The 22,683-nt window shown below is 68.5% G+C and carries 21 protein-coding genes; 8 read left to right on the forward strand and 13 right to left on the reverse strand.

The window, feature by feature from the left end; all coding sequences use genetic code 11:
- Nucleotides 1-39: 39 nt before the first annotated feature.
- The 3 genes from ACEN9K_RS13870 to ACEN9K_RS13880 all read left to right on the forward strand — a co-directional run bounded on the left by ACEN9K_RS13870 (nucleotide 40) and on the right by ACEN9K_RS13880 (nucleotide 3,091).
- Nucleotides 40-1,431 carry an amino acid permease gene (locus ACEN9K_RS13870; protein WP_478223434.1) on the forward strand — a complete coding sequence of 464 codons (1,392 nt, stop codon included), beginning with the start codon at nucleotides 40-42 and terminating at the stop codon, nucleotides 1,429-1,431.
- Between the two features lie 81 nt (nucleotides 1,432-1,512).
- Nucleotides 1,513-2,340 carry an alpha/beta fold hydrolase gene (locus ACEN9K_RS13875; protein ID WP_018768363.1) on the forward strand — a complete coding sequence of 276 codons (828 nt, stop codon included), beginning with the start codon at nucleotides 1,513-1,515 and terminating at the stop codon, nucleotides 2,338-2,340.
- Between the two features lie 103 nt (nucleotides 2,341-2,443).
- Nucleotides 2,444-3,091, forward strand: coding sequence for a phosphoribosyltransferase (locus ACEN9K_RS13880; RefSeq protein ID WP_495634558.1), 648 nt, complete (start codon nucleotides 2,444-2,446; stop codon nucleotides 3,089-3,091).
- Between the two features lie 79 nt (nucleotides 3,092-3,170).
- Here the strand turns inward: ACEN9K_RS13880 and ACEN9K_RS13885 are convergent, their stop codons facing one another.
- The gene (locus ACEN9K_RS13885; protein ID WP_018768365.1) at nucleotides 3,171-4,505 is read right to left on the reverse strand and encodes an MFS transporter; all 1,335 of its coding nucleotides are present in this window, start codon (nucleotides 4,503-4,505) and stop codon (nucleotides 3,171-3,173) included.
- A 252-nt stretch (nucleotides 4,506-4,757) separates the two neighbouring features.
- Here ACEN9K_RS13885 and ACEN9K_RS13890 point away from each other — a divergent pair, with 252 nt between their 5' ends.
- Complete coding sequence (locus ACEN9K_RS13890) at nucleotides 4,758-5,489, forward strand: IclR family transcriptional regulator (RefSeq protein WP_018768366.1); 732 nt, start codon at nucleotides 4,758-4,760, stop codon at nucleotides 5,487-5,489.
- A gap of 35 nt (nucleotides 5,490-5,524) precedes the next feature.
- Here the strand turns inward: ACEN9K_RS13890 and ACEN9K_RS13895 are convergent, their stop codons facing one another.
- The 4 genes from ACEN9K_RS13895 to ACEN9K_RS13910 all read right to left on the reverse strand — a co-directional run bounded on the left by ACEN9K_RS13895 (nucleotide 5,525) and on the right by ACEN9K_RS13910 (nucleotide 12,253).
- A complete protein-coding gene (locus ACEN9K_RS13895; protein WP_495635708.1) occupies nucleotides 5,525-6,781 on the reverse strand; it encodes an MFS transporter in 1,257 nt (418 codons plus the stop codon).
- A gap of 166 nt (nucleotides 6,782-6,947) precedes the next feature.
- Nucleotides 6,948-10,076, reverse strand: a complete 3,129-nt coding sequence (locus tag ACEN9K_RS13900; protein WP_018768368.1) for an AAA family ATPase — start codon at nucleotides 10,074-10,076, stop codon at nucleotides 6,948-6,950.
- A complete protein-coding gene (locus ACEN9K_RS13905) occupies nucleotides 10,073-11,251 on the reverse strand; it encodes an exonuclease SbcCD subunit D (protein ID WP_495634559.1) in 1,179 nt (392 codons plus the stop codon). Before ACEN9K_RS13905 ends, ACEN9K_RS13900 begins: the two co-directional genes overlap by 4 nt.
- 57 nt (nucleotides 11,252-11,308) lie before the next feature.
- On the reverse strand, nucleotides 11,309-12,253 hold the full coding sequence (locus tag ACEN9K_RS13910) for an aquaporin (protein WP_495634560.1): 945 nt from the start codon (nucleotides 12,251-12,253) through the stop codon (nucleotides 11,309-11,311).
- A 229-nt stretch (nucleotides 12,254-12,482) separates the two neighbouring features.
- Between ACEN9K_RS13910 and ACEN9K_RS13915 the strand changes: the two genes are divergently transcribed.
- Nucleotides 12,483-13,568 (forward strand): ADP-ribosylglycohydrolase family protein, encoded by a 1,086-nt coding sequence (locus tag ACEN9K_RS13915; protein ID WP_018768371.1) that lies wholly within the window; start codon nucleotides 12,483-12,485, stop codon nucleotides 13,566-13,568.
- Here the strand turns inward: ACEN9K_RS13915 and ACEN9K_RS13920 are convergent.
- Nucleotides 13,549-14,028: a DUF4395 domain-containing protein gene (locus ACEN9K_RS13920; protein ID WP_018768372.1), complete on the reverse strand. Its 480-nt coding sequence runs from the start codon at nucleotides 14,026-14,028 to the stop codon at nucleotides 13,549-13,551. The two genes, ACEN9K_RS13915 and ACEN9K_RS13920, sit on opposite strands and share 20 nt — an antisense overlap.
- Before the next feature lie 83 nt (nucleotides 14,029-14,111).
- Nucleotides 14,112-15,167: a 3'-5' exonuclease gene (locus tag ACEN9K_RS13925; RefSeq protein WP_018768373.1), complete on the reverse strand. Its 1,056-nt coding sequence runs from the start codon at nucleotides 15,165-15,167 to the stop codon at nucleotides 14,112-14,114.
- Nucleotides 15,168-15,235: 68 nt separating this feature from the next.
- On the opposite strand from ACEN9K_RS13925, the gene ACEN9K_RS13930 reads away from it, so the two are divergent.
- A complete protein-coding gene (locus tag ACEN9K_RS13930) occupies nucleotides 15,236-16,030 on the forward strand; it encodes a DedA family protein (RefSeq protein ID WP_043424767.1) in 795 nt (264 codons plus the stop codon).
- 130 nt (nucleotides 16,031-16,160) lie between these two features.
- On the opposite strand, the gene rdgB is transcribed toward ACEN9K_RS13930, so the two are convergent.
- From rdgB to clpS, 6 genes are all read right to left on the reverse strand, one after another.
- Complete coding sequence (gene rdgB, locus ACEN9K_RS13935) at nucleotides 16,161-16,808, reverse strand: RdgB/HAM1 family non-canonical purine NTP pyrophosphatase (RefSeq protein WP_018768375.1); 648 nt, start codon at nucleotides 16,806-16,808, stop codon at nucleotides 16,161-16,163.
- Complete coding sequence (gene rph, locus ACEN9K_RS13940; RefSeq protein ID WP_026265632.1) at nucleotides 16,805-17,563, reverse strand: ribonuclease PH; 759 nt, start codon at nucleotides 17,561-17,563, stop codon at nucleotides 16,805-16,807. Before rph ends, rdgB begins: the two co-directional genes overlap by 4 nt.
- Nucleotides 17,564-17,614: 51 nt before the next feature.
- On the reverse strand, nucleotides 17,615-18,412 hold the full coding sequence (locus ACEN9K_RS13945) for an MBL fold metallo-hydrolase (protein ID WP_018768377.1): 798 nt from the start codon (nucleotides 18,410-18,412) through the stop codon (nucleotides 17,615-17,617).
- Entirely contained in the window at nucleotides 18,409-19,422 is a 1,014-nt protein-coding gene (gene murI / locus ACEN9K_RS13950; protein WP_495635709.1) for a glutamate racemase, read from the reverse strand. Before murI ends, ACEN9K_RS13945 begins: the two co-directional genes overlap by 4 nt.
- Before the next feature lie 123 nt (nucleotides 19,423-19,545).
- Nucleotides 19,546-20,112, reverse strand: coding sequence for a DUF2017 domain-containing protein (locus ACEN9K_RS13955; protein ID WP_056387968.1), 567 nt, complete (start codon nucleotides 20,110-20,112; stop codon nucleotides 19,546-19,548).
- Nucleotides 20,105-20,488, reverse strand: a complete 384-nt coding sequence (clpS, locus tag ACEN9K_RS13960) for an ATP-dependent Clp protease adapter ClpS (protein WP_018768380.1) — start codon at nucleotides 20,486-20,488, stop codon at nucleotides 20,105-20,107. Before clpS ends, ACEN9K_RS13955 begins: the two co-directional genes overlap by 8 nt.
- Before the next feature lie 214 nt (nucleotides 20,489-20,702).
- Here clpS and ACEN9K_RS13965 point away from each other — a divergent pair, with 214 nt between their 5' ends.
- Both ACEN9K_RS13965 and ACEN9K_RS13970 read left to right on the forward strand, forming a co-directional pair.
- Nucleotides 20,703-22,031: a nicotinate phosphoribosyltransferase gene (locus tag ACEN9K_RS13965; RefSeq protein WP_018768381.1), complete on the forward strand. Its 1,329-nt coding sequence runs from the start codon at nucleotides 20,703-20,705 to the stop codon at nucleotides 22,029-22,031.
- Nucleotides 22,032-22,040: 9 nt separating this feature from the next.
- Nucleotides 22,041-22,673 carry an isochorismatase family protein gene (locus ACEN9K_RS13970; RefSeq protein ID WP_018768382.1) on the forward strand — a complete coding sequence of 211 codons (633 nt, stop codon included), beginning with the start codon at nucleotides 22,041-22,043 and terminating at the stop codon, nucleotides 22,671-22,673.
- The last annotated feature ends 10 nt before the right edge of the window (nucleotides 22,674-22,683 follow it).

The following is a 22,683-nucleotide window of genomic DNA, read 5'->3' on the forward strand; positions in this document are numbered from 1 at the left end:
TGTCGAACCAGCCCCAGAAGGTGCACCATCCCAATGACGATGAAGTCTGGCCGGACCATGTCCGCCGCAGCCCCGCCCAAGACGCCGGCAAGCCACAGCATGAAGCCGCGCCAGCTCACCATGATGGGGCTGGGCAGTGCCATCGGCGCAGGCTTGTTCCTGGGATCGGGTGCCGGTGTCCAGGCCGCCGGACCGGCAGTCCTCATCTCCTACCTGGTGGCCGGCACGCTGATCATCCTGGTGATGTGGGCCTTGGGCGAAATGGCGGCCGCCAACCCGAACAGCGGCGCCTTTTCCGTTTACGCCGGGCGGGCCATGGGGCGTACGGCCGGGGCCACCATCGGATGGCTGTGGTGGCTGCAGCTGGTGGTGGTGATCGCAGCCGAGGCACTGGGCGCCGCCGGGCTGCTGTTCTCCGTCTGGCCCATGATCCCGGTCTGGGCGCTGGCGCTGCTGTTCATGGTGGTGTTTACCGGCATCAACCTGGCCGGTGTCCGGAACTTCGGTGAGTTCGAGTTCTGGTTCGCCATCCTCAAGGTGGCCGTCATCGTGCTGTTCCTTGCAGTGGGGGCCGCTTTGCTCCTGGGGCTGCTGCCCGGCGTCGACTCCCCGGGAGCCGGAAACCTTACCGGCAACTTTGCTCCCCAGGGTCTGGGCGGCGTTGCGGCGGCCCTGTTCGTGGTGATCTTCGCATTCGGCGGAACGGAAATCGTCTCGGTGGCCGCGGCCGAAACCGAGGACCCGGAACGCAGCGTGGGCAAGGCCATCCGGACCGTGGTGTGGCGCATCCTGGTGTTCTACATCGGCTCTGTCTTCGTCATCGCCGCCGTCCTCCCCGCCACGTCCAGCAGCCTGGCCTCCCCCTTCGCCGGGGTGCTGGATGCGGCCCGGATCCCCGGTGCGTCCACCGCAATCACCCTGGTGGCCGTCGTCGCACTTCTCTCGGCACTGAACGCCAACCTCTATGGCGCGTCCCGCATGGTGTACTCCCTGGCGCAGCGCGGTGAAGCGCCGCGCGTCCTGACCCGCCTCAACGGCGCCGCCGTGCCCCTGGCCGCAGTGGCGGTATCGGTGGCCTTCGGCTTCATCGCCACCGTCCTGGAGCTGTTGTTCCCGGACCGGATCCTGCCCGCCCTGTTCCAGCTGGTGGGATCGACGTGCCTGGTGGTCTGGGGCAGCGCCCTGGTCTCCCAGTTGATCCTGCGCCGCCGGGCAGACCGGGACGGAATCCCGCTTCCGCTGCGGATGAAGGGCTTTCCCGGCCTGACCATCCTGGGCCTGGTCCTCCTTGGGGTGATTTTCGCCGTCGGCCTCAGCGCGGAGAGCAGCCGGGTGCAGCTTTTCAGCACCTTCGCCCTGGTTGCCGGCATCGCGCTGGCGTGTGCTGCCGGGGCCCGCCTCACCGGCAGGGACCAGCCTGCCAACAGGTAGAGTGGTGCGTACCTTTCCAAGGAAGACGCACCGACGCGCCGGGCCCGCCCAGGCGCCGTACCTGATTGGGGAACTGACACCATGAGCGGCAGGCACACCGGACAGCAGCACGCGCACACCGTTGAAGGCACCGACCCCCAGCTGTATGTGGCGGTCCATGAGCCCGCAAACGATGCCGGCCTGCGGCCGGTCCTGCTGCTGCACGGCTTCTCCTCCTCCTCCAAGCTCAACTGGGAGGACACCGGCTGGGTGTCGGCGCTGCTCGAGGCCGGCCGCCGGGTCATCACCGTGGACCTTCCCGGCCACGGCCGCAGCGGCGCGCCGGAGGACCGTGACTCCTACTCCCCCAGCAGGATCAGGGCGGACCTGCTCCAGGCGGCGTTCGACGCCGGCGTCCACCCCCTGCAGGACGGCGACCCTTCCAGCGGGCTGGACGTCGTGGGCTACTCCCTGGGATCCAGGCTCGCCTGGGAGTTCGCCGCAACCCAGCCCGAGCTGGTGCACCGGCTGGTGCTCGGCGGCCCCAACGACTCCGACCCCCTTGCTGCATTCGACCTCATCGCCGCCCAGGACTACCTTGCGGACGGGACACCGATCCAGGACGAATCGACCGCCCAGCTCCTGAAGATGGCATTGCTGCTGCCGAACAACAACATCTTCGCGCTGCTGTCCCTGGTGGAGGCCATCAAGGCCGAGCCCTACGACCCCGCCGAGGCAGTCCCCCATGTTCCCATGCTGCTGGTGGCGGGCGACAAGGACGAACGCGCCGCGATCCTGCCCAGGCTCGCCGAGCTGGCCCGCGGCGCCGGTTCCATGGTCGAACAGCTGGTCCTCCCGGGCCGGAACCACACCAACGCCATCACCAGCAGGGCCTTCAAGCAGGCCGCGATCTCGTTCCTGTCCGTCTAGGCAGGGCCCGGGTCTTGCTGGAAAGCCTGGCCCCGGGCTGAAACCGCCAGGGCATCCAGCAGTACGCTGGGGGCAGGCAGGCCGCAGTTGCCGGGAGGGACAGATGGGTACGCGTTTCGAAGACCGCACTGACGCCGGCCACCGCCTGGCCGCTGCGCTTGGACAGTTCCGGGAACAGCCGGACACCGTGGTCCTGGGTCTGGCGCGCGGCGGTATTCCTGTCGCCGCGGCTGCAGCGGCTGCCCTCGGCCTGCCCCTGGGCACCGTCCTGGTGCGGAAGCTGGGCATTCCAGGTCACGAGGAAACCGCCTTTGGGGCCCTGGCCTGGGCGCTAGGGCGCACGGTCCGGTTGATCAACAAGCCGTTGCTGGAACGCGTCCTTGACCACGGCGTGCAGCAGGAATGGCTGGATGACGTTGAGAGGCGCGAACGGGACGAACTGCTCCGTCGGGTGGAGCTGTATCCGGGAACCGGCATCGACGTGGCGGACAGGACCGTCCTCCTGGTGGATGACGGCCTGGCCACGGGCGCCACGATGCGTGCCGCCGTCGAAGCCATGCGGGAGGGCGGCGCGGCTGCCGTGGTGGCGGCAGCTCCCGTGGGATCGATCGACGCCGAAGCCTCGCTTGAGCGGGTGTGCGAAGCCGTGGTGTGCCTGCACCTGCCGGGAAGATTCCGGGCTGTTGGAAGCTATTACCGGCACTTTGGGCAGTTGAGCGACGACGACGCGGTCAGGCTGCTGGCGCACTAGGCCGCCCGGAAGCACAGCAGGCCCGGACCTTGCGGTCCGGGCCTGCAGTCCTGCCCACGTCGTCCGGGGGCGATGGGGATCAGTGGTGGTTGCTGACGCCCAGCGGGCGGCCCTTGGTTTCCTTGGCCAGCACCACGCCGACGGCCGAAATGACGCAGAGGACCATGATGTAGATGCCGATCGAACCGGTCCACTTGGTGGCCTGCAGCAGTGACTCGGCAATGGTGGCCGCGAAGGCGCCGCCCAGGATGGCGCCGAAGGCGTAGCCGATGGAGATGCCGGAGTACCTGACGTTGGCGGGGAACATCTCTGCATACATGGCCGACATGGGACCGTAGGACAGGCCCAGGCCGATGGTCAGGACGAACAGGGCGACGCCGTAGAGCAGGATGTTCTTGGTGTCGATGAGGGCGAACATGGGGATCATCCAGGCAAAGACGATGGCGTAGCCGGTGAGGAAGGTCTTCACGCGGCCGATCCGGTCCGACAGCCAGCCGCCCACCAGGGTGAAGATCAGCCAGCCAAAGGACGCCAGCGTGGTGGCCAGGAGGATCTGCGGGGTGGGCATCTTCAGGGTCTTGGTCGCGTAGGAGATGAAGAACGCGATCAGCAGGTACCCGGCGGCGTTGTTGCCGATGAAGATCAGGGTGGAGTACAGGACGGGCAGTTTGTGGTTCCGGATCAGCTCGCCCAGCGGCGCTTTGCTTTCCTTCTTCCGCAGGGCCATCTCCTGGAAGACGGGGCTCTCGGCGACTGCGCGGCGGATCAGGTAGCCCACCACGATCAGGACGATGGAGAGCAGGAACGGCACGCGCCAGCCCCATGCCGCGAAGTCTTCCTTGGACATGCCGGTGTTGAGGAAGTAGAGCAGGCCGGTGGCCAGGATCATGCCTACGGGAACGCCGATCTGCGGGTAGGCCCCGAACAGGCCGCGGCGGCTGATGGGTGCATGCTCAACAGCCATCAGGGCGGCGCCGCCCCATTCCCCGCCGGCCGAGAAGCCCTGGATGACGCGCAGCAGGATCAGCAGGATGGGAGCCCAGGCGCCGATCTGCGCATACGTGGGGAGCATGCCGATCAGGGCCGTCGCGGCGCCCATCATGACCAGGGTGAAGACCAGCATCGCCTTACGCCCCAGGCGGTCGCCCAGGTGTCCGGCGACAACAGCGCCGAGCGGGCGGAACAGGAAGCTGATGCCGATGAGGGCAAACGAGAGGATCTGCGCCAGTCCCGGGTTGGACTCGTTCAGCGGTGCCAGGAACAGCGGCGACAGCAGCGTTGCGGTCAGCTGGGCAAAGATGAAGAAGTCGTACCACTCGATGGTGGTGCCGACGAGGGTGCCGGCGAGGACCTTGCGTTCCTCCCGCCGGCTGCTGGGACCGGCGGGGGTATCCACCTTGGAAGGTGTGGTCATTGAAACTCCATTGTTTATTGGGCAGCTGTGCCACCCGGACGCCTTCAGAATTACCGACAGAACGGTCAGTTAGTTAGTAGGGTACTACGGAATTGTGATGCGGGACACGGGGTGCGGATTTTTTTCCAAGGGGATGTGCCCGACATTGAGTTCTATATTCGAACTGCGAGTTCGTATAGAGGACAATACCCGGTGCGCCCGGATGAGACAAGAGTCACGGCAGGCCGCGCGTTCGCCCCTAGGATGGATTTCATGACACCTCCAGCAGCCGCAGCCCGGACGGCGGAGCCGCAGGCTTCGCCGTCCCAGACCCTTTCGCGCGGCATCCGCGCCCTTGAGATCCTGGCAGCTGCCCCGGGCCCGCTGACCATCGCCGAACTGGCCGACGCCATGGGTGTCCACCGTTCGGTGGCCTACCGGATCCTGCGTACCCTGGAAGACCATTCCCTCCTGGTGCGTGACGATGCCGGACGGGTCCAGCCCGGCCCCGGCCTGGCGGTCCTGGCCCGGGGAGTATCGCGCAACCTGCAGAGCGCCGCCCTTCCCGAGCTCACCCAGTTGGCGAACTCGCTGGATATGACGGCGTTCGTGGCGGTGTGGGACCACCATGACTGCATCACGCTCGTCACGGTTGAGCCGCGGCATTCGGGCGCCACCGTGGCCCAGCACCCTGGTACGCGCCACCCCATCAACGCAGGCGCGCCGGGTATCGCCATCCAGTCGGCCCTGTCCGAAGCCGAGTGGGACCGCTTGGATACGGGTATCCCCTACCGTCCGGAGGCGTCGGAAGCACGGAGGAGGGGTTACTCAGCCAGCCATGACGAGGTCATTGCCGGGGTTTCCTCGCTGGCAGCCCCTGTCCGGGTGCCCGGCGGGCGCCCGGCCGCCCTCGCCGTCGTCTACATCCGTTCCGCCCATGATCCGGAAACGGTGGGGGCGGCCATCGCCGCAAGCGCCGCCAGGATCGAGGGCCAACTGGCGTAGCGGCGGGAGGGCGGCAGGCTGGCATGGAGGCCCTGTCAGGTCCTCCGGCGGAGCACGACGGCGGCCCCGGCCCCAAGCAGCGCCAGCGCTGCGGCCGCGCAGACCGGGACAAGGAACGCCGCCGCCGGGCCGTGGAGTTGGGCCAGCTGTCCCCCAATCGAGGACCCGATGGCCGTTCCGGCAACAATACCGCTGGCCAGCGCGGTCATGACCGTGCCAAGCCGGCCGGCGGGAGCCACCTGTCCGCCCACGGCGAAGACCGTGACCATGACCGGACCCACCGGGAGTCCAAGGACCAGCAGGACCGCCGCCATCATGGGCAGCGATGCCGGCAACAGCAGCAGGACCGCCAGCCCCGCCATCAGGGCTGCGCACAGCACCCAGCGCAGTGCCAGGCCGGCGCGCCGCGGCCAGTAAGCAACCGAGAATGCCGCCACTGCAGAGCTTAGGCCCATCACGGCGTACAGCAGGCCCGCAATTTCCGTGCCTGCGAGCCCCGCAGAGAAGGCGCTGAGGGCGGCCTGGGTGGAACCGAAAAAGGTCCCCATGCAGACCATGGCCAGAACCGGCAAGGCAACGACCCATGGCAGCTTCACGGGTTGTGCCCTGCCCGTGCTTTTCCTGCGGACGGGACGACCGGTGGCAGGTACGGCGCCATGGGTAGGGTGCACCGCGAAGGCAGGGACAAGGGTGATGGTCATGGCCGCTGCCAGCGCCAGGGGAAGCCAGGGCGCCACGAGGCTGGCCAGGATTCCCACCAGGGCCGGTCCCAGGACAAACGTCAGTTCATCGGCCGTGCTCTCGTAGGAGAGCGCGGTGTCCAGCTCACGGGCAGCGCCACCGGACGGCGCCGACGGACCTGCGGCATTGGTTGTCAGCGCCATCCACCTGACCCGGGCCAGGGGTCCCACCTGGGGGCAGGTGGCGCCGGCGGCGAAGGCGGCCACCAGGACGGCGGGCGGGAAATCCCCCGCCTCGGATGTGGTGTTGGCGATGAAGACCAGGGCCAGCACCGCCACGGTGTTGAGCAGAGCGGACAGGAGCAGGACGGGCCGTTGTCCCCGCCTGTCCGCCAGGGCTCCAAGCACCGGAGCTCCGAGCGCGGAGCCGATGCCCACCGCGCCGGCCGCGGCCCCGCCGGCGGCGAAGGAACCCGTGACCGAGGTGACCAGGGTCAGCGTGCCCATGGCCAGCATGGCCAGGGGAAGCCGCGCAAAAAGTCCCAAGGGAATGAAGCTTCTGCCGGCGAGCTGCGGCAGCCGGGAAAAACGCCCCCTCGCTGCCCGTTCCATGGAGTCCGGGCTGGAGGTTTCCTGCTCTGCGGCGGTGCGGGCAGGAGTGTCGGGGGTGGTTGAAGGAGTAGTTTGTGGTGTCAATTCCGGGCTCGTTCAATAGGTGCGCATCGTCCCTCCTCCCGATGCGCGCAACCCGGTAACGCGCTCCAGTATATCGGCCGGGTCAGGCGAGGGCGTCCACAGTCTCGGAGATCCGCAGCGTGGAGCCGTTCCGGCTCTTGATCACTTGCAGCTGGGTCCCGATGCGCTGTTTCATCTCGGCAACATGGCTGACCAGTCCCACCACCCTGCCGCCGTCGCGGAGCCCCTCAATGGCATCCATGACCTGTTCCAAGGACTGTTCGTCCAGGCTTCCGAAGCCCTCATCCACGAACAGGGTCTCGATTTCCACCCCTCCGGCCTCCTGCTGGACGACGTCCGCCAGCCCGAGTGCCAGCGAGAGCGACGCCATGAAGGACTCGCCCCCGGACAGGGTGGAGGTGTCCCGCCGGAAGCCCGTCCACTGGTCCACCACTTCAAGTCCCAGCCCTGATTTTGCGCCACGCGCTGCCTTGGCGTCGGTGTGCTGGAGCAGGTAGCGGCCATCACTCATGGCCACCAGGCGTTCGGACGCGGCGAGGGCCACCTGCTCCAGCCGCGCCGCCAGGACGTAGCTGTTCAGGCTCATCCGGTACGTGTTCTCACCCCGGCCGGCTGCGGCGTCAGCCAGCCCGGCAAGCATCTGTGCCCGCTCCGCCGGTTCCCGGGATGCGCGGACCAGCTCCTGGTAGTCGGCGGCGATCGTTTTCAGGGATTCCAGGCAACGCGAGGCGAGACCGGCGGCAAGATCGGCTTCCCGCGCGTCATTCTGGGCAGTGGCCGACTCCAGGCGAAGCGCTGCCAGCCGCTCCTCGTCTGCCCGGAAGCCGTCCGCGGCTTCTTCCAGGGCCAGCACAATGTCCTCGGATTCGAACAATCCGGCAACGCGCGCGGCTTCGTCCTGGGCTGCACGGCCGGCGGCTTCCAGGGCTGCCGCTTCGGCGGCGCCAAGGAGCTGGCTGCGGACGTCGTCTGCCGTGGCGAAACCCGCACCCGGCAGGGCCAGTTCCAACTGCTCCTGCGCTTCGGCGGACTGCAGCCGCGCCGCGTCCAGCCGCGTCTGCGCCTCGACGGCCTTGTCCAGGACTGCTGCGGCGTCCTCGAGTGCCCGCAGCCGGCGGGTCAGGCTGGGGTGGGGGCCGCGCAGGGCGGCGAGCGCCTTGTCCAGTGCTGCAGCCTGTTCGGCCGCCTCGGCAAGGGACACGGCAGTCCGGGACAGCTCTGCCTCTGTTTCGGACAGCGCGGCACGCGCCTGCCCCAGACCGGCATCCAGCGCTTCCAGCCGTTGCCGCCTGTCCTGCAGCTCCTCTGCGGCCTTCTCTGCGTCCGCGGCGGCAGCGAGGGCGGCCTCGGCACCGGCGCGTGCCTCTTCAACAGGGGTGGTCCCGCCCTGGCCGGCGAGGACTGCCACGGCCTGCTCCGCTTCTGCAAGGTCAGCGGCAACCAGGGCATGGGCTGCCTCTGCGGCCTCGTATAAGCGGTGGGCTTCCTCTTCATCCTGGGCCAGGCCCGGGCCGGTAGTGCCGCCATCCGCGGGGCGGGGATGCTGCCCGCTTCCGCAGACGGGGCAGGGCTCGCCGGCAACCAGCTTGGCTGCCAGCTCGGATGCGGCGTTGGCGAGCCGGACCTCCCGCAGGTCCAGCCAATGGCGTTTTGCCTCCAGGAGGTCCTCCCGCGAATCGTCATGGCGGATCCTGGCCAGGTCCCTCCGCTGGGCAGCCCGCCCGTGCCGCCGGACGATGTCCAGCAGTTCCGCGGCCGCAGCGGCTTCCTTGCGGCGGAGTGCCGCCTCGATGGAGCGCGCTTCCAGCTGGTCCATACCGTCGGCCAGTACCGCCCGCTCGTCCTGCAAATGGGCTGCGCGATTCCCCAGCGTCTCCACGGTGAGCCGGAGCTCTTCCTGCCGGCCGGCCAGGCTCCGGTGCCGCTTCCGCAGGTCCTGGAGCCTGTCCTCGTCCGGCAGCCGGGCCTCGACGACGGCCAGCAGCGAACGCAGCCGGCCCAGTTCGTCCGCTGCCCCGGGGACCCTGCCTCCGGCGGCGAATGGTTCCAAACCCAGTGTTTCGGAGCCCGGTGTTTCGGAGCCCGGTGATTTGGAGCCCAGTGTTTTGGAGCCCAGGGTTTCCAGGCCCAGCCGGGCCAGTTCGCCGTCGTCCGTGGCAGCCATCCGCAGCAACGTCAGGGCAGATTCTGCAGCGGCTTCCGCGTTGTGGACCTTGGCTGCCGCAGCGTCCACGGCCTGCAGCTGCCCCTGGAGGACCTCGGCCTGGCGGTGCCGGGCCAGACGGGAGGAGAGCTCATCGCGATGCGCGGCCCCGTCCTCCACGGACTTCCGCCGGGCGGTGGCCGCCTGGAGTTTCCGGTGCCGCTCATGCCGCGCGGCTTCGCTGTCCACCTCACTTCGGCGGTCCTGGCTGAGCGCCGCCGCGGCTGCGGCGTGCTCCGTGAGTTCCGCCAGCCGGCCGGCAACGGAAGCCTGCAGCCAGTCAAGGCGGCCGGGGACGTCGTCCGCCGGCGGAGCTCCGGCATCAGGAAGCCGGAGCGGAGCGGCCTCGGTTTCGGCACGCGAGGCAAGGAGGCCGAGTTGGCCGGACAGGGCGGCGACGTCCTCCCGGGCGGCGGCAGCCTGACGCGAGAGTTCCTGTTCCAGGGCCTCGAAGCGCTGGGTGCCGAAGAGCTTTTGCAGCAGGTCCAGGCGGTCGGCGGCCTTGGAGCGGAGGAAGGCAGCGAAATCACCCTGCGGCAGCATGACCACCCGGGTGAACTGCTCACGGTCCATGCCCAGCAGCGCCATGATCTCCGCGCCTGCTTCGTCGTTGCGCGCGGACTTTTCCACCCACGCCCCGTCGATCCGTTCGCGGAGCAGCGTCTTTGCCTGCTGGACCGTGAAGCCATTCTTGCCCCGCGCGCTGGGCTTGTCCCACGCCGGCGAGCGGGTCACTTCGAAGCGGCGGCCCTGCGAGGAGAACTCGCAGGTCACGGAAGGTTCCTGACCAGGTTCCGCGTGGTCGCTGCGCAGCCGCTTGCCGTCCTGCCGGGCACCGGGGACAGATCCGTACAGGGCAAAGCAGATGGCATCCAGCACGCTGGTCTTGCCGGCACCGGTGGGCCCGTTCAGCAGGAACAGGCCATGGGCGCTGAGGCGGTCAAAGTCGATGTCCTCGGTTCCGGCGAAAGGGCCGAACCCGGAGATGCGCAGATGGTGGATCCTCACCGTGACGCCTCCAGCAGCCTGACGTTTTCCAGCGCGGCGGCGAGCGCGTTCTTCTCCGCCGGGTCTGCAGCCCGTCCCCGCACATGCTCCAGGAAACCGCAGCACAGGGCGAGGTCATCCGGTGCGCCCGCGAGCCTGCTGCTGTAGCTGGCCTGGGGGGCGGCAGCCCCGCCCTGCGGATCGAAGGACAGGACCAGGGTGTCCGGGAACCTGGCGCGGAGCCGTTCCATGGCACGGGCGGGACGCTGGGCATCCGTCAGGGTGATCTGGCAGTAGGCGGTCTCAGCCCAGGCGTGGCCCGGGTCCGCCAGGAGATCTTCCAGGGTTCCGCGCAGTACGGCGAGGGACCGCGGGGCCTCCCACAGGACCTCCGCCACGGATGTGACTCCCGCCGGACCGATGTCCACCAGCCAGGCACCCTTCCGGTGGGCGGCCTCGGAGAAGGAATAGGCCAGCGGCGACCCGGAATACCTGACGGAGCCGGACAGCTGTTGACGCCCGTGCAGGTGGCCCAGGGCGGTGTAGCTGAAGCCGTCGAAGAGGTCCAGCGGCACCGCGCCCACTCCGCCGATGCTGAGGTCCCGTTCGCTGTCCGAACTGATGCCGCCGCTGGCGAATGTGTGGGCCAGGATTACGGAGTGGACGGTGGCGGAAGCCGCACGCCGGGCGATGTCCTCCCGGATCAGGGCGGTGGCCGCCCGGGTTACCTCGAAATGGCTTGGCGTTTCCGCCCCCAGCTGTTCGGCGACAAGCCTGGGCTCAAGCCATGGGATGCCGTACAGCGCGAGGACGGCGTCCTTTCCGGCAGCATCCGCGCCCAGCGGCAGCAGGAGCGGGTGGGCGAGGTCCTCCACCCTGGTGCGCAGGTGCACTCCCCCGCGTTCCAGCAGGCGGGAGGCAAAACCCAGGCGGATGGCGGAGTCGTGGTTCCCGCTGGTAAGCACCACTTTTGCACCCGTGGCAGTCAGGCGGACCAGTGCGTCATCAAGCAGGTGGACCACGTCCACGCCCGGCAGCGCCCGGTCATAGACGTCGCCGGCGATCAGGACAACGTCCACGCTGTCCCGCTGGACCGCTGCCACCAGCTGGTCAACGAAGGCGCGCTGGGCGTCCAGCATGCCGACGCCGTGGAAGGAACGGCCCAGATGCCAGTCCGAGGTGTGAAGTAACCGCATATCCCTAAGCTATCGGCAACCACTGACACTCAAGGAAAACGCCGCGGCCAGCGGCGGTCAGGACCGTTTTCCTTCGAAAAACTCCTGCGCCTCGTTGACGCCGCCTGCGTCCTGCCGGGCGGCCGCTGCGGGCACAGCCCTGTCCGTGCCGGCACTTTCCATGGCGTCGTCGTCGGCCTCCCCGGCGTCGTCGTCGGCCTCGGCGGCGCCCTCGTCGTCATGGAGGTCCGCGCCGTCCTCAACGGATGCAGCGGACTCAGCCACTCCGGTAATGCGGAACGCCAGCCCCGCGATGGCAGCGCCGGCCAGCGACGCGACCAGGAAGACCCACAGCTGCTCCACGGCCCAGCCGGAACTGAAGACGGCGGAGGCGACGGCGCGGGCGGGGTTGTACGGCAGGTTCCCCACCGACTGGCCCACCTGCAGCAGGGCCGCGAACGACAGGCCGACGGCAACGGGCGCCGCGCTGCGGCTGCCGCCGGAGCGGCCGGCGGCAAGGAAGACAGCCACGATGATCGCGGCCCCCAGCAGTTCCAGGAGCACGACGGCGGCGAGCGGGGCCTGAATGATGGAATGCTCGCCGAAGCCTGCGGTCACGGTGTCGAAGGCAGTACGGCTGTCAGGGATGCTGGGAAGGGTGCGGAGGATGCCGAACAGGGCAAGGGCGCCCACCAGGGCTCCCACCACCTGGGCGGCGGCGTATGCGGCGGCGGCGCCGGCACGGATCCGTCCCGCCAGGAGGTGACCCAGGGTAACGGCGGGATTGAAATGGCCGCCGGAGATGTGTCCGAAGGCGAGCATTGCCGCCGTGATGGCCAGGCCGGCGGCAAGGGCCGCCGGCACCGGGCTGGACTGCGGAATGCTGAACAGCGGCACGCCCAGCCCGGCCACGGCCAGGAAGAGGCTGCCGAAGGCCTCGGCCACCAGGCGGGGCATCAGAGCGCTGGGCGCGGTGGCCGCGCCGGGCTGCAGTGCGTCGCGGGCGGGGACAGGGGTGCTCATGATGGGACCTTCGCTTCTTGGGGCCTGGGCTTTGCGTTGCAAGCGGCAGCTGCTGCCGGTTCCGGGGCTTCCACCAGCTTGCAGGGCGGCGCCGGGCAACCCGTGCAGTATTCCAGCCCAGGCTGTGCGTTTGCTGGACACCAGCCGTGCGCAATGGCCGGCGGGACGGAAGGGACCCGGCGGATAGGACCAGGCGGCGGGACCGGTTTTCGGACGGTAAATTTACTTCATGAGCATCGACCGCGGAACCCCTGTGCCCACCCTCAAGTCCCGGATCCACGGTGCGCTGCTGGGCGGGGCGCTGGGGGATGCACTGGGCTATGCGGTGGAGGCTGATTCCATCGGCGCCATCCGCCGGCGCTTCGGAGCCCGGGGCCTGACCGGGTTTGACGCTCTGTCCGGTTCCTGGCCTTTTTCCGACGACACGCAGCTGACCCTGTATACCGTGGACGGGCTGGTGGAGGCGTTGGAGTGGGCCAACGACGGGGTGGGTGCGGATGTGAACGCCTGCCTCTGGCTGGCGTACCTGCGCTGGCTGGCCAACCAGGGCGAAGACGCCGGGGCTTCAGCGCCCGCACCCCAGCCCCGCTGGATCGACGGCAACGAGGTGCTGCGGCAGCGCCGGCATCCGGAGCAGGACTGCATCACCGGGCTGGCCTCCGGCGAGATGGGCACGTCGGTCCGCCCCGTCAACCCCGAGGCCAAAGGCGCCGGCACGGTGATGCGTTCGGCGCCGTTCGGGCTGATTCCACATATTGCGCCCGACGCCGTCTACAAGCTCAGTTCCGACGCCGCCTCCCTCACGCACGGGCACCCTTCAGCCCGCCAGAGCGCCGGAATCTTCAGTCTCCTGATCCATAAGCTCGTGTCCGGCGAGGCGCTGCGGGACGCCGCTGCCGCGGTGGCCGCGCACGCGGCCACCCTCCCGGACGTGGCGCCGGAGCTCCCGGAGAGGCTTGAGGCCGCCCTTCGTCTCGCCGACAAGGCAATCGTTGCCCCGGAGGAACTGGTCCACGTGCTTGGCGGGGGCCGGATGGCGGAGGAGGCACTCGCCGTCGCACTGTATGCAGTCCTGGCCACGTTGCCCGCTGACGACGCGGACGCCGGGCCGGCCCGGCATTTCCGGGACGCTGTTGTTCTGGCCGTGAACCATGACGGCCCCAGCAGTACCACGGGCTCGCTGGCAGGAAACATCCTGGGCGCCTTCTATGGGGAAGACTGCCTGCCGGCGCCGTGGCTCGGGGCCCTGGAAGCGCCCGGGGTGGTCCGCGGCATGGCCGATCAGTTGGTGAAGGTCACAACCGGCGAAGGCTGATGTTGTTGCAGGCCTCGCAGACGTCCTCGGGGATCAGCCCGCGGCGCTGCAGGAACCCGAAGATGGCGCACCCCAGGCAGAACCCGGCGAAGGCCTCCAGGGAGGCTGCCACCACCAGGATCCCCAGGAGGGTCCAGGCTGCGGCTGCTGCACCTGCGGCGAACAGGAGCAGCGCCGCAGTGGATACGGCAGCACCTATCCCCTGGGCAAAGCGCTTGGGTGGCCCCGGCACAAGTTTTACCTTTCCCAGCCGCGGAGTGATGACCTTGACTGAGAGCAGCGCCAGGGGTGAAATCCGCGGGCCGAAGAGCAGACGCAGCCAGAACCCGCTGGAGATGGCCAGCAGCCCCCACCCGGAGCCCGCCAAGGCGGTGACGACGGCGAGCAGCACCACGAGCGCTGCCGTGATACGGGCGGCGTACTCGTTGACGGGATTGGGAAAAGCGAACAGGGACGCCATATGGCAAGGCTAGGAGCCTGCGGCAGGGCTGCCAAGCTGTGTTGCGCCGCATGAAGCGGGCGCGCCTTTGAGTGCCGGCCGCGTCAGGCGCTGACGGCAGTCGCGCGGGCGCCGTCCCAGGTTTCCCTTGGGTCGGCGTGCAGGGCGTCCCCGTTGCCCACCATCTGGAGGAACTCACCCTCGGACAGCACTTCGATGGCTTGTCCCCGCTCATGGAGCTCCAGGACGCGGCGCGCCTTGCCGGTGAGCCTGCCGGAGCGCAGGTCTGAGGCAACGAAGCCATCCCCCACCACCAGCACGGTGGTACGGCCGGTGACCCGGCTTTCCGTCCGGGCACCGCACCTGGCCGAGCGCAGCTTCGCTTCCGGACGGGCGATGGAGAGCTGCCCGGTGAATACCACCGTCTGTGCGTACAACGGATGGCCGGGCTCGGCGTCCAGGTTGGGTTCCGGGTTCAGCCCTTCCTCGGGCCAGCCGGACTGGAACCGGCGCACCAGTGCGGCACCGTTGCCGGACGCAGCAGCCATGGCCGCCACGCTTGGCTTCGACAGGTCGCCCGAGGCGGGATCGAAGGCCTGCTGGTGCGGCATGGCCAGCCCCAGGGAGAGGAAGAGTTCGGCGATGCTGTTGGCACCGTTGCGCGCGGCGATGTCGACGAGGATCCCGGCGCAGGCGCGGGCGTCCTCGGCGGCGTCGTGGTGGTTGACCAGCGGTACGCCCGCTTCCTCGGCGGCGAAGGGAAGCGAGTTGGAGACGAGCGAGTAGCAGCGCCGGGACAGCATGACGGTGCAGACGTAGTCGTAGGCGGGACCGGGCAGGCCCGATACCTCCAGCGCCGAGCGGATCACGCCCAGGTCAAAGGCGGCATTGTGGGCTGCAAGCACGTCGTCGCCGATGAACGCGCCAATCTCCGGGAACAACTCCCCAAAACGGGGCCTTCCGGCAACATCCGCAGCCGTGATGCCGTGGATCCGGACGTTGTGATGGTCAAAGTGGTCATAACCGGCCGGGGGGCGCATCAGCCAGGAGGCCTCTGCGACGATTTCCCCGCCCCTTACCTTCGTCAGTCCCACAGAGCACGGGGAGCCGCGGAAGCCGTTGGCCGTTTCGAAGTCGATCGCCGTAAAGTCCAAACCCACGGCCCCTACCTTACCGCCGCAGGCCTCCCAGACCGGTCAAGTACCCTTGAGAGGTGAACTTTCCTGTGATGAATGACCTCGCTGTGTCCATGCTGGTGGGTGCGGGACCGGTCCAGCCAAGAATGGCTTCCTTCCTGCCCGATTGGCTGAACCCCCAGGTCTTCCTGGCCGATCCCGCGCTCGCCCCCTGGGTGGTCCTGCTGGTGTGCGGCATCGTCTTCGCCGAAACCGGGCTGCTGGTGGGGTTCTTCCTCCCCGGAGACTCCATGCTGTTCACCGCCGGCCTGCTGGTGGCCACGGACACCATCAAGTTCAACATCTGGCTTTTGGCCCTCCTGATCGTGGTCTCGGCCATCATCGGCAACCAGACCGGCTACCTCATCGGTTCAAAGGCCGGTCCCGCCATCTTCAACAAGCCAAACTCCAAGCTCTTCAAGCGCGAGAATGTCGAAAATGCGCACGCCTTCTTTGAAAAGCACGGCGGCAAAGCACTGATCCTGGCCCGCTTCGTCCCCATCATCCGGACCTTTGTTCCTGTGATCGTCGGCGTGGCGCAAATGAGCAGGAGGAAATTCTTCCTCTACAACGTCATCGGAGCGGCACTGTGGGGCGGCGGTGTGACGCTGCTCGGTTACCTGCTGGGCGACAAAGTTCCGTGGGTCCGGGACAACCTGGACATCATCTTCATCGCCATTGTGCTGGTCTCGGTGATTCCCATCGGCATCGAGGTCCTGCGCGGCCTGTCCGCCAAGCGCCAGGCACAGGCCTACGGCACGGACGCGGTGGACGAGTTCATCGAGGAACACGAACCGGACGAGGAGCGGAAGACTCCCCGCAACAGCCACCGCGGCCGGCCGGAGTAGCAGCCTGCCCCCGGCCAGACTGTAAATGCCGGCCAGGCTGCAAAAGAAGGTGCGCATCCCGCCGGGATGCGCACCTTCTTTTGTTGGTTGGCCGTTTTGAAGTTGGCTGGCCTGTGGGCAGGCAGGTTCCCTAGCGGGCCGCCTCCAGGGCCGCCACAATGGACGGCAGGAGGGCCCGGAAGGCCTTGCCGCGGTGGCTGATGGCGTTCTTTTCCTCGGCGGACAGTTCGGCACAGCTGCGGTCCTCGCCCGCCGGCTGCAGGACGGGGTCGTAGCCGAACCCGCCGCTCCCCCGGGGTTCGCGCAGCAGGATCCCCTCAAGCTGCCCGTACTCCACCACTTCGCGCCCGGGTCCGCCTCCGTCAGCGGGCACGGCCAGCGCGGCGGCGCACACGAATGCGGCGCCACGGTGTTCGTCCGGAACGTCGGAGAGCTGGTTCAGCAGCAGTTCCAGGTTGGCGGCGTCGTCGCCGTGGCGTCCTGCCCAGCGGGCGGAGAAAATCCCCGGGGCCCCGCCCATGACGTCCACGGCCAGCCCGGAGTCGTCGGCGATGGCCACCAGGCCGGTGGCGCCGGCGACGGCGCGGGCCTTCAGCAGCGAGTTTTCGGCGAACGTCACGCCGGTTTCGGCAACGTCCGGCGCACCCGCCGCCGCCGCGTCCACCACCTGGGTGTCGACGTCGAGCCCTGGCACCTGCCCGCGCAGCAGCTCACGGAGTTCGCGGAGCTTGCCCTTGTTGTGCGTGGCGAGCACCAGCCGGGGAGCCGGGCTGCTCACAGGGATTCCGCCAGGGTCTCGCGCTGGATGGCAGCGAGCTGGGCGGTTCCCAGCAGGGCCAGGTCAAGGAGCTGGTCCAGTTCCGCACGGTCGAAGGGAGCGCCCTCGGCCGTGCCCTGCACCTCCACGAACTTGCCGGAGCCGGTCACCACCACGTTCATGTCGGTTTCAGCGCGGACATCCTCGACATAGGGCAGGTCCAGCATGGGAACCCCGTCGATGATGCCCACGGACACCGCCGCGATGGTGTCGATGATGGGCTGGGCGTTCCTGCCGATGAGCTGGTTGTCGCGGGCGAACCGGATGGAGTCCGCCAGTGCCACATAGGCACCGGTGATGGCCGCCGTGCGGGTGCCGCCGTCGGCCTGCAGGACGTCGCAGTCCAGCACGATAGTGTTCTCGCCCAGGGCCTTGGTGTCGATGATGGAGCGCAGCGAGCGCCCGATCAGGCGCGAAATCTCGTGGGTGCGGCCGCCGATCTTTCCTTTGACGGATTCGCGGTCGGACCTGGTGTTGGTGGCGCGCGGGAGCATGGCGTATTCCGCCGTGACCCAGCCGCGGCCCTCGCCCTTAAGCCAGCGCGGGACGCCTGGGGTCAGCGACGCCGTGCACAGGACCCTGGTGTTGCCGAACTCGATCAGTGCCGATCCCTCAGCCTGGTTGGACCATCCGCGGGTGATGCTGATGGGCCGGAGCTGGTCCGGGGCACGGCCGTCGGCGCGCACAATGGGCACTGCAGTTGCTTCAGATGTCATGCCCCTAGCTTATCGAGTGCCGGTGCATGGCTTGTCGGGGCGGCGGCGCGGCTAGATGGTGTAGTGCACGCCCGCTACGGCAACGGCCACGTCCCCCGGGAACACCGGGCGCGCTTCGGCCATGACCGTGGTCTGGGACGTCCATACCGGGATGTGGGTCAGCAGGAGCCGCCGGGCGCCGGCCGCCGCTGCAGCCTCCCCCGCCCGCTTGCCGGTCAAGTGGACATCCTTGATGCCGGCGTCACGGCCCTCTTCGAAGGCTGCCTCGCACAGGAACAGGTCCGCGTCCTTGGCGGCTTCCTCAAGCCCCGCGCAGGAGTCCGTGTCGCCGGAATAGGTCAGGACCCGGGACACCGACGTGCCGTCCTTGCCGGGCTCCACCACCTCCACCCGGAGGGCGTAGGCCTCCTCAATGGGGTGGTTGACCGCGAAGGGCGTGACGGTGAAGGGGCCCACGGTCACGGATTCGCGTTCGGTCCAGTTGGTGAAGTCGAACTCCTCATGCATGCCGGGGTCCAGGTCAAGCCCATAGGCCGTGGCCATCCTGTCCGCCGTGGCGGCGGGGCCCCACACGGGAATGCGGCCGCGCCCCCACCCGCCGGGCTTCCAGCGGATGGCAACGTGCAGCCCGCACAGGTCCATGCAGTGGTCCGGGTGCAGGTGGGTGAGGAAGATCGCGTCGATGTCCTCCAGGTCCGTGTAGCGCTGGATGGCCCCCAGCGCGCCGCTGCCAAGGTCCATCACCACCTTCCACGACCGCTCACCGTCGGTGGCGGTCAGGAGGTAGCACGACGCCGGCGAGCCGGGCCCGGGGAACGAGCCCGTGCATCCCACGATGGTCAGCTTCACAGGGCGGGTCCTCCGGAGCGGCGTGCGTCGGCCAGTCCGCCGCCCACGAAGTTGGAGATCCTGGGGCGTTCGCGCGCGCCCTGCGCGGCGGCGATCATCTCAGGGGTGATCCGCGCCAGGCTGCCCGTAGGATACTGGGCGGCCACATGGTCCACGTGGCGGACGGACAGCACCTCGGGGCCCAGGAACCGCCGGGCCAGCGCCTCGAACTGCCCGGCGTCGCCGGTGGCCACGAAGTGGTGCTCGGGCGGGGTGGGGGACGTGCGCTGCAGGTTGTGCGTGGCAAGGGCGCGGTACACGTCCTTGGCCGTTTCCTCGGCGCTGGAGACCAGGGTGACATCCGCGCCCATGACGTAGGAAATCACGCCCGTCAGCAGCGGGTAGTGGGTGCAGCCCAGGACCACGGTGTCCACCCCGGCCGCCTTCAACGGGGCAAGGTACTCTTCCGCGACGGCGAGCAGGGCCGGGCCGGTGGTGATCCCGGCCTCCACGTAACTGACGAACTCCGGGCAGGCGACAGAGGTGATGTCCAGGTCGGGCGCCGCGGCGAAGGTGTCCTCATACGCGCGCGAGCCCACGGTGGCCGACGTGCCGATCACGCCCACCCTTCCGCTGCGGGTGGCGACAACGGCGCGCCGCACCGCGGGCTGGATGACTTCGATGACCGGGATGCCGTACTTGGCGGTGTACCGCTCCCGGGCGTCCCGGAGCACAGCGGCCGACGCCGAGTTGCAGGCGATGGTCAGCAGCTTGACGCCGGAGTCCACGAGTTCGTCCATCACGCCCAGGGCGTTGGCCCGCACCTCCGCGATGGGGAGCGGCCCGTACGGCCCGTGCGCGGTGTCCCCCACGTAGAGGATCGACTCGTTGGGAAGCTGGTCAATGATGGAGCGGGCCACGGTGAGGCCGCCGACACCGGAATCGAAGACGCCGATGGGACGGGTTTCCGGGGCGACGGCGGGGAACCCGCTGTCGGCATCCGTGGGCTGTGTTTCCGCCGGTGGTTCCATGCTCGGGGCTGTAGTCATGATTATTCGAGGATAGGTGTTCCCGGAAGCGTCAGCCATCATCTTGTGTCCCGCGACTCATGTCTGCTGCGTCACAGCGGACGGCCTCCCCCTGGCCGCCGTGGCTCACCGGCGGGATTCCATGGACTGCAGCAGGGCCTGGACCAGGGACTCCTGGAGCCAGGTGGTGAAGTTGTAGACCAGGGCCAGGTAGCTTTCCACGTCCTCGGCCTGGGACCAGTCCTGCATGCGGTGCACATGCTCGGCGTCGGCCTCATCCCGGATGTCCAGCCGTTCGGCCAGGACCAGGCGCACATCGTTCAGCGCCATGGACCAGTGCTGCGCCCCCTCGGGGGTCAGCACGATCTCGTCCTTGTCCAGGTCCAAAGCCGCGGCGCGCAGGGCCCCGATCTTTGTCTCCCGCAGTGAACGCTCGGTGAGCTGGCGGAACTCAAGGGACGCGTCGCCGTCGTCCTTGACAACGTTGGGCAACAGCCGCTTGACGGCCCGGTCCGTGGGTTCTGCCACCTCCATGTCCAGGCCGATCAGTGCCGCCAGCGGGTCCTGCCCGGTGCGGTCCTCGGGCTGGAGCATGGAAATGACGTCGTCGATCAGGCTGCGCAGCAGGTCCCGTTCAGCCGGTTCCAGGTAGCCGGTGATGCCCTTGAGTCCGTATTTGAATGCCTTAGCCACGTTTTCCCTTACCCTGGCCCGGACCGCCGGACTTGCCTGATTTGCCGCCCGGACCGCCGCTGGCCTTTTCCACCGTGGCCCAGAGTCCGAAGCCGTGCATGGCCACGGCGTGGCGCTCCACCTGTTCCTTGCTGCCTGAGGCGACGATGGACCGGCCCTTCCGGTGGACTTCCATCATGAGCTTGTTGGCTTTGGTTTCCGAGTAGCCAAAGTAGCTTTGGAACACGTAGCTGACGTAGCTCATGAGATTTACGGGATCGTTCCAGATCACCAGGTTCCAGGGAATGTCCGGCGCGGTCAGGGAGTCGGTGGACTCTGCTGTGCCGGTCCGGATGCCCTCCTGTGTATCAGGGCCGGGCGCAACGCTTATGGTCATCTGTCCATTCTATGGGGAGGGTGGGCCCACACCGGCGAGGGCCCCGCGGCGAAGCGAAGCGAGACGCGGGAGCCGGTGGGTGGGCCCACGCCGGCGAGGGCCCCGCGGCGAAGCGAAGCGAGACGCGGGAGCCGGTGGGTGGGCCCACGCCGGCGAGGGCCCCGCGGCGAAGCGAAGCGAGACGCGGGAGCCGGTGGGGACTAGAGTGACTTTCGTGAGCACCTCAGCCGGCTGGGACCATCCCCGCACGTCCTTTTACACCGACCATTATGAGCTGACCATGCTGCAGGCGTCGCTGCATTCAGGGGCTGCGCACCGCAGGTCGGTGTTCGAGGCGTTCGCGCGGCGGCTGCCCGACGGCCGGCGCTACGGCATTGTCGCCGGGACCGGACGCCTGCTGGAGGGCATTGCGCAGTTCCGTTTCGGCGACGCTGAACTGGAGTTCCTGGAGCGTACCCGCGTGGTGAACCGGGAGACGCTGGAGTACCTGGCCAACTATAAATTTTCGGGCGACATCTGGGGCTACGCCGAGGGCGACGCGTACTTCCCCAACTCCCCCATCCTGATCGTCGAGGCCTCCTTCGCCGAAGCCTGCATGCTGGAGACCTACCTGCTGTCCGTCCTGAACCACGACACCGCCATCGCTTCAGCGGCTTCCCGGATGGTCAGCGCCGCCGGTGGCAGGCCCTGCATCGAGATGGGTTCGCGGCGCACCCACGAGGAGGCCGCCACAGCGTCAGCCCGGGCGGCCATCATTGCCGGCTTTGACAGTACTTCCAACCTTGAGGCCGGCATCCGCTACGGCGTGAAGACCGTGGGCACCGCCGCGCACTCGTTCACGCTGTTGCACGACACTGAACGGGAGGCCTTCGAGGCCCAGATTGCCTCGCTGGGCGAGGGGACGTCCCTGCTGGTGGATACGTACGACGTCGAAAAGGCCGTCCGCACGGCCGTTGACCTGGCAGGGCCCCGCCTGGGCGCCGTCCGCCTGGACTCCGGCGACCTGGTGGCCCAGGCGCAGTGGGTCCGGCGGCTGCTGGACGACCTCGGCAACGACCACACCAAGATCGTGGTGACGTCCGACCTGGACGAGTACGCCATCGCTGCCCTGCAGTCGGCGCCCGTGGACTCCTACGGCGTGGGAACGTCGCTGGTGACCGGCTCCGGCGCGCCCACCGCCAGCATGGTCTACAAACTGGTCAGCCGCACCGACGACGACGGCAACTTCGTGTCCGTGGCCAAGGCGGCCAAGAACAAGGCAAGCGTGGGCGGGCGCAAGTACGCGCTGCGCAAGCTGGACGAACGTGGCACCGCCACCGCAGAGGTGGTGGGCGTGGGCCACCGGCCGGAGGACGACGGCAACGACCGTCCGCTGCTGCAGCAGTTCATGAAGAACGGCGAGGTAATCCCGGGCTGGACCGGACACGAGGGCGTGCTGCGGGCCCGGCAGCGCCACGCCGACTCCATGGCCGAGCTGCCGTCCGTGGTCAACCGCCTGCAGCGCGGCGAGGCCGCCATCCCCACTCTCTACGAGGAAAACTAAGGAGCACCAATGTCCCGCGCTTTGATCATCGTGGACGTGCAGAACGATTTCTGCGAGGGCGGATCGCTCCCCGTTCCCGGCGGCGCGGCCGTGGCAGGCGCCATCAGCGAGTACCTGGACGCCCACAACAGCGAATACGACTATGTGGTTGCCACCCAGGACTGGCACGTGGACCCCGGCAGCCACTTCTCGGACACACCCGACTTCAAGGAGAGCTGGCCGCCGCACTGCGTCGCGGGCACCCGCGGAGCGGACCTTCATCCGGACCTGGACACCGAGTACATCGATGCCTACTTCCGGAAGGGGCAGTTCGCCGCCGCCTACTCAGGTTTCGAAGGACTGCTGGCCCCGGAGGATGCCGTTCCCACCGGGGAACGGAACGCCGGCGGCCTGCCCGCCGCCAGGGAGGCCCTGGAGCCCGATGAGGACGCCATCGGCCTCGATGACTGGCTGCAGAGCCACGACGTGGAGGACGTGGTGGTGGTTGGCATTGCCACCGACTACTGTGTGAAGGCCACCGCGCTTGACGCCGTCCAGGCCGGCTACGGTGTCACGGTGCTGCGGTCGCTGACCGCCGGCATCGCCGAGGACCTGGAAGACGCCGTTGCGGAAATGGAACTCGGCGGGGCGGACATCGCCTGATTCCTGGGAG

The sequence above is a fragment of the Pseudarthrobacter sp. Pseusp20 genome (assembly GCF_059492155.1).

Coding starts and splice junctions, on each gene's coding strand:
- ACEN9K_RS13930 (WP_043424767.1), top strand. CDS start 15,236: ATGAATGACCTCGCTGTGTCCATGCTGGTGGGTGCGGGACCGGTCCAG.
- ACEN9K_RS13895 (WP_495635708.1), bottom strand. CDS start 6,781: ATGGAACGGGCAGCGAGGGGGCGTTTTTCCCGGCTGCCGCAGCTCGCC.
- ACEN9K_RS13910 (WP_495634560.1), bottom strand. CDS start 12,253: ATGAGCACCCCTGTCCCCGCCCGCGACGCACTGCAGCCCGGCGCGGCC.
- murI (WP_495635709.1), bottom strand. CDS start 19,422: ATGGAACCACCGGCGGAAACACAGCCCACGGATGCCGACAGCGGGTTC.
- ACEN9K_RS13875 (WP_018768363.1), top strand. CDS start 1,513: ATGAGCGGCAGGCACACCGGACAGCAGCACGCGCACACCGTTGAAGGC.
- ACEN9K_RS13920 (WP_018768372.1), bottom strand. CDS start 14,028: ATGGCGTCCCTGTTCGCTTTTCCCAATCCCGTCAACGAGTACGCCGCC.
- ACEN9K_RS13870 (WP_478223434.1), top strand. CDS start 40: ATGAAGTCTGGCCGGACCATGTCCGCCGCAGCCCCGCCCAAGACGCCG.
- ACEN9K_RS13915 (WP_018768371.1), top strand. CDS start 12,483: ATGAGCATCGACCGCGGAACCCCTGTGCCCACCCTCAAGTCCCGGATC.
- ACEN9K_RS13970 (WP_018768382.1), top strand. CDS start 22,041: ATGTCCCGCGCTTTGATCATCGTGGACGTGCAGAACGATTTCTGCGAG.
- rph (WP_026265632.1), bottom strand. CDS start 17,563: ATGACATCTGAAGCAACTGCAGTGCCCATTGTGCGCGCCGACGGCCGT.
- ACEN9K_RS13890 (WP_018768366.1), top strand. CDS start 4,758: ATGACACCTCCAGCAGCCGCAGCCCGGACGGCGGAGCCGCAGGCTTCG.
- ACEN9K_RS13885 (WP_018768365.1), bottom strand. CDS start 4,505: ATGACCACACCTTCCAAGGTGGATACCCCCGCCGGTCCCAGCAGCCGG.
- clpS (WP_018768380.1), bottom strand. CDS start 20,488: ATGACCATAAGCGTTGCGCCCGGCCCTGATACACAGGAGGGCATCCGG.
- ACEN9K_RS13880 (WP_495634558.1), top strand. CDS start 2,444: ATGGGTACGCGTTTCGAAGACCGCACTGACGCCGGCCACCGCCTGGCC.
- ACEN9K_RS13905 (WP_495634559.1), bottom strand. CDS start 11,251: ATGCGGTTACTTCACACCTCGGACTGGCATCTGGGCCGTTCCTTCCAC.